Origin of the sequence: Bifidobacterium sp. H6bp9, from assembly GCF_032193695.1 — a bacterium.
Taxonomy (GTDB): Bacteria; Actinomycetota; Actinomycetes; order Actinomycetales; family Bifidobacteriaceae; genus Bombiscardovia; species Bombiscardovia kimbladii.
The window spans coordinates 1-425 of the sequence record NZ_JASTZY010000018.1; the positions used below are offsets into that span (position 1 = coordinate 1).

Annotated in this window: 1 protein-coding gene; it reads left to right on the forward strand. The window is 66.8% G+C overall.

Annotated elements, in window-relative coordinates:
- The coding region (locus QRX40_RS08655; protein WP_396184587.1) for an RCC1 domain-containing protein at window positions 1-425 on the forward strand (425 nt) is incomplete at both ends.

The window sequence follows — 425 nt, forward strand, 5'->3', positions numbered from 1 at the left end:
GGGGAAGCCTGCAGGCGCGCCTGCGGATTTCACCTACCTGCAGGTCAGCGCCGGATATTATCATTCGCTGGCCGTGGGCAGCGACGGGAACGCCTACGCCTGGGGATCCAACAGCGATGGCCAGCTCGGCAACGGGACGGTCGCCGGCCAGCGTACGCCGGTCAAAGTGGGGAAGCCTGCAGGCGCGCCTGCGGATTTCACCTACGTGCAGGTCAGCGCCGGATTGCAGCATTCCCTGGCCGTGGGCAGCGACGGCAACGCCTACGCCTGGGGAAACAACACCTATGGCCAGCTCGGCAACGGGACGAGCAGCTTCAGCGGCCAATATACGCCGGTCAGGGTGGGGAAGCCTGCAGGCGCGCCTGCGGATTTCACCTACCTGCAGGTCAGCGCCGGAGGCCTTCATTCCCTGGCCGTGGGCAGCG